The sequence below is a fragment of the Flavobacteriales bacterium genome, from assembly GCA_019694795.1.
Taxonomy (GTDB): Bacteria; Bacteroidota; Bacteroidia; order Flavobacteriales_D; family UBA2798; genus UBA2798.
In genome coordinates this window covers 1-7,895 of record JAIBBF010000088.1, presented here as the reverse complement: position 1 = coordinate 7,895, position 7,895 = coordinate 1, and the positions used below count along the sequence as shown (strand labels likewise).

The window sequence follows — 7,895 nt, the reverse complement described above, 5'->3', positions numbered from 1 at the left end:
AATTAATTGGTCTATCTCACTTACAAAAAGATCGGGATCTGCAAACAGGTGTTTACTCAGGTTTGCAAAATTGGTACAGTCCTGACCGATTAATTCTTTAGGACTAACAGGAATTCTTAACAGTTTACAGAAGGTTTCATTTACGTGTATAATTTTCCTGTTTTCATCTTCCATCAGAATTCCGGCCTCCAGGTTTTCAACCAGCGATTTCATTCGGTTAGCGGAACTCTCAATTTCTTCTTCCGTTTTTTTAATGGAGGTGATATCCCTTGCCAATGCATAAACTTCAGAAACCAATCCGTTTTCGAAAACCAGTGTCACATTTTGTCCAATCCAAATTTCTTTTCCGCTTTTAGTAATAACGGGAAATTCTTTATATGAATTTGGAATATCATTTATTCCCTGATTGATGTAATAGGTTACAATTTCTTCACGGTAATCTTCACGGATTAAATCCGAAAAATGCATTTTTTTAAATTCTTCAATGGAATACCCCAATATTTTTTCTGCAATGGGATTGACATAAGTAAAAAAACCTTCATGTGTTACACGGTAAATGATATCGGTAACCGACTCCACCATGATTTTATACCTCGTTTCACTTTTTAATAAGGCTTCCTGGGTTGCTTTTAAACGTGAAATATCGAATGCATAAATAACCTTTTGATTAAGTTCCGGAATGTAAATTCCATGAATTTGATAGATGGTTTCCTTCAAATGCAGATCAAGGGTTGTATGGGTGTTATTTTTAACCGGATTCAGAACAAACTTTTCCCATTTTTTTTTCGCTGTAGGAATCCGCTTTAGTTGATTCAGGAATTCATTACCCGATTCATTGGTAAAAATAATTTGAAGATCTCCGGGTGAAATCCAAATTACCGGATATGGTGTTTCCTGAATGATATTTTCAAGTATAGTTGTTTGGTTAATGTATTCTGCATCGGAATTTTCTAACTTTTCGAGAAGAAGTGTTTGCTCAATTTTTAATATAGAAATTTCTTTTTCCCTTTTTTTAAGAGAATCTTCAGCCATTTTTCTGGCCTTTATTTCTTCTTTGAGTTGACGTTGAAGTGCTTCTATTTCATTTTTATTTTTCAAACGGGAAGTATTTTAATAATATCGATTAACTCTTCATTACATATTTTGTTTAATCTTCCCTTCCTTCATCATCCGGTAAATGGTCGATTTACCCACCTCCAGTTTGTCGGCCACTTTTAAAACATTCTGATCGTATTTATCGAGATAACGTTTAATAATTGTAGCGGTGTATTGTTCAAGGGTCATTTCTTTGAGGAATAAATCCTGACCATTATTATTCAATGGACGAAACTTGATGTGCTCCGGTTCAATTTGGTTATGGTCTGCCATAACACATGCCAGATCAATCACCGATTTTAATTCGCGTACATTACCTGGGTAGGGGTGCGACATCAATTTCTCGGCAGCACTATCCGATAAATTCAGTTTTGGTGTTTTATTTTCTTTCGAATACAGTTCAATAAAATGTTTGGCAATAATAATAACGTCACTACCGCGATCACGCAGTGGTGGAATTTCTATAGGTAATCCGATTAAACGATAATATAAATCTTCACGGAATCTTCCTGCAGCAACTTCTTCCTGCAAGTTTCGGTGGGTGGCGGCAATAATTCTTACATCTAATTTTATCAATTGGTTTCCGCCAATGCGCGATAATTCACGCTCCTGCAATACACGCAATAATTTGGCCTGCATGTTCAGATCCATTTCTCCGATTTCATCAAGGAATAATGTTCCACCCTGTGCTTCTTCAAACTTTCCGATTTTGCGTTCAATGGCACCGGTAAATGATCCTTTTTCGTGACCAAACAATTCGCTTTCGATTAATTCTCTTGGAATGGCGGCTACGTTTACTGCAACAAATTTTTTCTTGTTGCGCGGCGAATGATAATGGATGGCTTTTGCAACAACTTCTTTTCCTGTTCCTGTTTCGCCGGTAATACTTACGTTGATGGTAGAATTACAGGCTTTCTCCACCAGGTGATACAAAGATTTAATTTCAGCGCTTTTACCAATAATGGTTTTCGAAAAATCATATTTCGATTGCACTTCTTTTTTTAATTCATCAATCTCTTCTTTCAGATTGCGGTTCTGCATGATGTTGTTTACCACTTTCCATAAGCGGTTTTTGGTTTCATCATTTTTCGCGATATAATCGTAAGCACCCTGGTGAAGAAGTTCAATCGCAGTGGTAATATCTTCCTGTCCGCTTACCACAATCACGCAAGCATTCGGGTCCACCTGCAGCACGCGCTTCAGGAGGTCGTTACCACTATAATCGGGAAGCGAAAAGTCCATGGTAATCACATCCGGTTTGCGATGCAGGTTGTCGAGCAATTCCTTGCCGCTGCTAAAAATTTCAACCTGATTATCCGGGTTCATCGTGAGCTGATGAGCCAATAATTTACCGTAGAATTTATCATCCTCTACAATAAAAATGCGGGCGTTCTGACTTTCCATAAGCAAGAATTTCTACCAATTTAACGATTTAGATTCAAAATTGTTTCCAAAAACGGGAAAATTTCCCGAATTGGCCAAAATTCCCGTATTTGTACTGAGTTTCCCGGGCGGGACCAGGGTACTTTCACCTAGGTTGGTTTTTGGCTTCATATTTTTAGAAAATACCCTAAAAAGGGGATAAGCCATGTCACCCGGTGATGGTATTTTTGTAGCAACAAGAATACAATGGATCGTTTGCTGGTTAATGTTCCTTTTTTGGAACCTGTGCGTATTAAATCGATAATAGATTCGCCTTTAAAGCCGAAACTGTTGGAGATGGGATTGGTGAGCGGACAAGAACTGCGCATCCTGTTTAAGGCACCATTCGGTGATCCCATTGCCATTGAGGTGGGGGATTATGTTTTATCTTTGCGCCTCGATGAAGCCAGGCTGGTAGAAGTCGTATCCTGATTTCAACGTATACATCATGAGGATCGCATTATTCGGAAATCCCAATACGGGCAAAAGTTCAATTTTCAATCATTTGTCCGGAATGCGACAACATGTTGGAAATTTCCCGGGGGTTACGGTCGACCTTAAACTCAGTGATATCCGCATTGGCGATCAAACGCATCAACTCATCGATTTCCCCGGTACCTACAGTATTTATCCCCGGTCGAACGACGAAAAAGTGGTGTATGAAGTATTGAGAAATCCCCAACACAAACATTACCCCGACCTGGCAGTTGTGGTGGCCGATGCATCCAATCTCGAACGAAACTTATTTCTCTTTTCGCAAATCTACGATCTCGGATTGCCATCGTTGCTGGTGCTCAACATGAATGACATCGCTCAGCGAAATGGAATTCGTATCGATGTGGCCAAATTAAAAGAGGCTTTTCCGGGGACCCAGATCGTTGAAGCTAATGCACGTGTTGGTTTTGGAACGGATCGTTTAAAACAGGCCATTCAATCGAATCAGATTCAAAAAGCAGCAAAGCCTTTTCTTGATGGATTTCAGGTTGCAGCAATAGAAAATACTTCAGCGCAATCGGAAGAGGCAGAACTGCGTTTCAAAAAAATCCGGTTTTTGTTATCCGAAGTGCTCACACGTGATGTGAAAACAAAACAAGAAGGAAATCTAAAACTCGACCGCATTCTTGTTCATCCCATTTGGGGTTATTTCATTTTCGCAGCCATTCTGTTGGTGTTGTTTCAAATGATTTATTCGTTTGCTGCCTTGCCTATGGACTTCATCGATGCGCAATTTGCAGCATTCAGCGAATGGACATCCGCTCATTTACCGGAAGGGAATTTTTATGATTTAATTTCACAGGGAATTATTCCCGGAATCGGTGGAGTAGTGGTCTTTGTCCCCCAAATTGCATTACTGTTTTTCTTTATCGCTTTACTCGAAGAAAGCGGTTACCTGGCACGTGTGGTGTTTATAATGGACCGACTGATGCGTCCGCTTGGACTCAATGGTAAAAGTGTTGTTCCACTTTTATCCAGTGTAGCCTGTGCCATACCCGGTGTAATGGCAACGCGTACCATTAGCAACTGGAAAGAGCGCCTCATCACCATTTTGGTGGCTCCATTAATGAGTTGCAGTGCACGAATTCCGGTTTATACCTTATTGATTGCATTGGTAATTCCCGATCAAAAAGTGTTTGGTATAATCAATTTACAGGGACTCGTTTTGTTTGCATTATACGCACTCGGATTGATTGCTGCTTTGGGAATTGCGGCTATTTTAAAAGCATTTATCCGCACCAGTGAAAAAAGTTTTTTACTGCTCGAATTACCATCGTACAAAGCACCACAATGGAAAAATGTGGGACTTACCGTTTGGGAAAAAGTAAAAGTTTTTGTGCTGGATGCCGGTAAAGTTATTCTTGCCATATCCGTCATTCTTTGGGTATTGGCCAGTTTTGGAGGAGAAGAAAAATCTGCTGCTAAAATTGCATCATTGCAGGAGAGTCCGGTTTATATGAGCATGGCAGAGGAAGACCGCTCTCAAATTGAAGCTTCCATTCGACTCGGAAATTCCTATATGGGTCAACTCGGAAAAGGAATAGAACCTGTTATTGCGCCATTGGGTTATGATTGGAAAATTGGAATTTCACTCATCACTTCATTCGCCGCCCGCGAAGTGTTTGTCGGTTCACTGGCAACCATTTATTCGGTGCAGGACGACGGTGAACAAAATCTACCCTTATTGCAACGCCTGCGCGCAGAAAAACGTGCCGACGGGAAACCGGTGTATTCGCTGGCTACCGGAGTTTCGCTCATGGTGTTTTATGTATTCGCTATGCAATGTATGGCCACTCTTGCCGTGGTGAAACGCGAAACCAAATCCTGGAAATGGCCCTTGATTCAATTGTTGTTTATGGGCGTTTTGGCTTATCTTGGTGCAGGATTAACTTATCATCTTTTAAGCTGATGCAGAATATATTGGTAATAGCAGCATTGTTACTGGCCATTTTTTATTTGGGTCGTCAGTTTTATATTCGCTTTTTCTCCACAAAAAACAAGTGCGAAACCTGCGCGTTCAGCAGGGAAATCCATTCTAAAAAAGCGTAAATCTTCTGAAGCCTTCGCTAAATCTTCCGAAACAAATGATAGGGGCACTGAATTGATTAATTTTGATTTATGATTCGTGCTCTCCGGGGATTCTTAGTGGTTTTATTCATGCTGTCGGTTCAGCCGATTTTTTCGCAGTGGGATTTAAAATACTACACCACCGGTAAAGGCAATGAATTACCCAGCAACACGGTTTACGATATTTTTCAAAGTGCAGAAGGCAAAGTGTATATCGGACATGAACTGGGATTGTCGGTTTATAACGGAATTCAAATTAACCATTTCTCCTTCGAAGGGGAGAGCTCACCATTGCGAAATCTGATTCAATTGGATGAACACCGGATACTGTGTTCCAATTTTTATGATCATGTGTTTATTGCCGACGACCGGAATTTAAAGGTGACCAAAATTGATTCCTTATCGAAAAAGCAACGCGGATTTTCAGAATTTTTTAAATACAAGAATCAGGTTTACCGCATGCAGGATGATAAACTCATTCTTCTTTTTCAGGATACGGTAGTGCTGAACAAAGTCGTATTGCAAAGCAAAACCAAAGCGCAGTTTTTTGATGGTCAGCTTACGGATGATTTTATCTTTGTTAAAGATGGTGTCGATTTTTTAGGTTATCACCTTCCAAGTGGAAAAGTCACCATTCATTCTGAAGTCCCCTTTCGCCAGGGTTACGTGTTTATCCTGAAACAAAAAGGCGATTATCTGGTTTATCATCCCAATACAAATACGTTGATTCCATTCGGAACGGTAAAGCACGATTTTCCAAAATCATTGCCGGGATATGATATTCAGGATAAATTAACCTGGATCATCGATCGCAAAGACGGTGGTTATTTTATTTGTTCGTTCGGGGGATTATACCTCTACAATGAGAACCTGGAATTCGAAGGAAAATATTTCTCGCGTTTCGATTTGTCGGCCATTTACGAAAGTAACGAAGGCTCATTATTACTGGGCACGCTTCACGATGGAATGTTGATTATTCCTTCCTTAAAAATCAGATCACTCAGTGCCGAGCGCATTCTTAATCGCTTCGAAAACATTTCGAAAGTGGCGGTGGAAAGTGATACTTCCCTCATTATCGGAACCTATCGTGGAAGGGTTTTGCGATGTTCCTCCAATGGAGAAATTACTGCTCAGTTCGATGTGCAAAGTCGAAATGAAGTTCAGTCGATACAGGTTTCCAAATCGAGTATTCATTTATTCTGCAAAGATTTTATTCAGCTGGATCCTGTAACACTAAAATTGAAATCCAGCTCCTATACCAATCCCGCTAAAGCCATACTCGCATTAAGTGGCGATTCAATTGCAATTGCCAGTTCCCGGGGAATAGAATTGATCCCGCCCTCTGCACCTCATGTGGTGGAATTCCCCAATATTTGGTTTACGGATATTTTTTCTACGGGAAACTATTTGCTGGCACAATCCAGTTCAGGTATTTTATTGATCGACCGCTATACGCTCAACATTCAGAACGAGAAATTATTTCCGGGAAATCATCAAGATTTATTACGCGAAGGAGGAAATCTCAGTGCTTGTGGAGATGTGTTTTATTTCAGTCGCAAAAACCAGATTTACGCCATCAATTCCAACTTCGGCATTGAGAAAAAAATGGAATGTCCGGTAGACCGCATCTTCGATTTGATTTGCATCGGTCCCGATCTTCTGGTAAGCGACGGAAAATCGATACTCCGTTTCGATGGGACGATGTGGCATAGCTATGATCGTTTACATGGACTGGATTTTGAAAATATTATTGCACTGCATAACTGGAATGAAAAGTTATTGGTGGTGGAGAAAAACGGACTCCTGATTTTCGATGAGTATCCTAAATTAAATGTCGTACCCCCCATTGTACGCCTAAAACGAATGGGCGGATCCTTTAAAGAAACCAATCGTAATCTTCAATCCGATTTTTATTCCAACGAATTACTGCTTCAGTTCGAAGTCCTCCCCAATTTAAAATCGGCCGGCAACGATACGCTGTTTTATAAAATTCACGGGATCGACTCCACCTGGAAATTTCTTACCGGAGCGCAACGTTATCTCTTAAGCGAATCCCGCTTACCTCATGGTACATTTAAACTTGAATATTTCGCTGTTAACGAATCGGGAATTTCATCTGCTCATCAATTTTTGAGTTTGGTCATTCTCACTCCCGTTTATTTGAAGCCTTGGTTTATTGGTTTATGTTTTATCGGGTTCATATTCATTTTATGGTTTATTGTTCGCTGGAGAATTACCCTGATTCGACGGAAAAACAAGGAGGCTATCGATCGCGAGATTTTAAAAATAAGAACACTCCAGGCTGAGTTAAAAGCCTTACGTTCTCAAATGAATCCTCATTTTATTTTTAATACCCTTAGTGTAATTCAATCGCAGGTAGTGGATGGCGATAATCAGTCGGCCTATAAAAACCTGAGTTTATTTTCAACCTTATTGCGACGCTCACTCGAACTCACCCGGCAGGAAGTAATTACGTTGAAAGAGGAAGTGGAATTCATAGGGAAATACATGGAGTTGGAGAAAAATCGTTTTAACGATGCATTTCGTTTCGAAATCCAATTCAATGATCCCATCGATCCCTCACATCGTTTTATTCCTTCGCTGATTACGCAACCTTTAATTGAAAATGCAATTCACCATGGAATATTACCGGAACGTAAATCCGATTCTCTGATTGAAATTATCATTAACGGGAAGGGTGAAAAAAAATATGAAATTCTTATTCGCGATAATGGAATCGGACGAAAACGTTCTGCCGAAATTAACGCCAGCAAAACAGGTAAGCCTGCTTCCTTTGCTACATCTGCCATTGCAGA

General features: G+C 40.2%; 5 protein-coding genes. 3 read left to right on the top strand and 2 right to left on the bottom strand.

The annotated features are described in order from the left end of the window. Nucleotides 1-1,098, bottom strand: a 1,098-nt coding sequence (locus tag K1X56_14335) for a PAS domain S-box protein (GenBank protein ID MBX7095896.1), incomplete at its 3' end; no start/stop codon positions are given. 36 nt (nt 1,099-1,134) lie between these two features. Then, complete coding sequence (locus K1X56_14330; protein ID MBX7095895.1) at nt 1,135-2,499, bottom strand: sigma-54 dependent transcriptional regulator; 1,365 nt, start codon at nt 2,497-2,499, stop codon at nt 1,135-1,137. Between the two features lie 225 nt (nt 2,500-2,724). On the opposite strand from K1X56_14330, the gene K1X56_14325 reads away from it, so the two are divergent. From K1X56_14325 to K1X56_14315, 3 genes are all read left to right on the top strand, one after another. Next, complete coding sequence (locus K1X56_14325) at nt 2,725-2,949, top strand: ferrous iron transport protein A (GenBank protein ID MBX7095894.1); 225 nt, start codon at nt 2,725-2,727, stop codon at nt 2,947-2,949. Between the two features lie 16 nt (nt 2,950-2,965). Next, complete coding sequence (locus K1X56_14320) at nt 2,966-4,921, top strand: ferrous iron transporter B (GenBank protein ID MBX7095893.1); 1,956 nt, start codon at nt 2,966-2,968, stop codon at nt 4,919-4,921. Between the two features lie 209 nt (nt 4,922-5,130). Beyond that, nucleotides 5,131-7,895, top strand: a 2,765-nt coding sequence (locus tag K1X56_14315; GenBank protein ID MBX7095892.1) for a histidine kinase, incomplete at its 3' end; no start/stop codon positions are given.

Bases quoted from the DNA above. Each gene is read 5' to 3' on its own strand.
- K1X56_14330 (MBX7095895.1), bottom strand. From the start codon at position 2,499: ATGGAAAGTCAGAACGCCCGCATTTTTATTGTAGAGGATGATAAATTC.
- K1X56_14325 (MBX7095894.1), top strand. From the start codon at position 2,725: ATGGATCGTTTGCTGGTTAATGTTCCTTTTTTGGAACCTGTGCGTATT.
- K1X56_14320 (MBX7095893.1), top strand. From the start codon at position 2,966: ATGAGGATCGCATTATTCGGAAATCCCAATACGGGCAAAAGTTCAATT.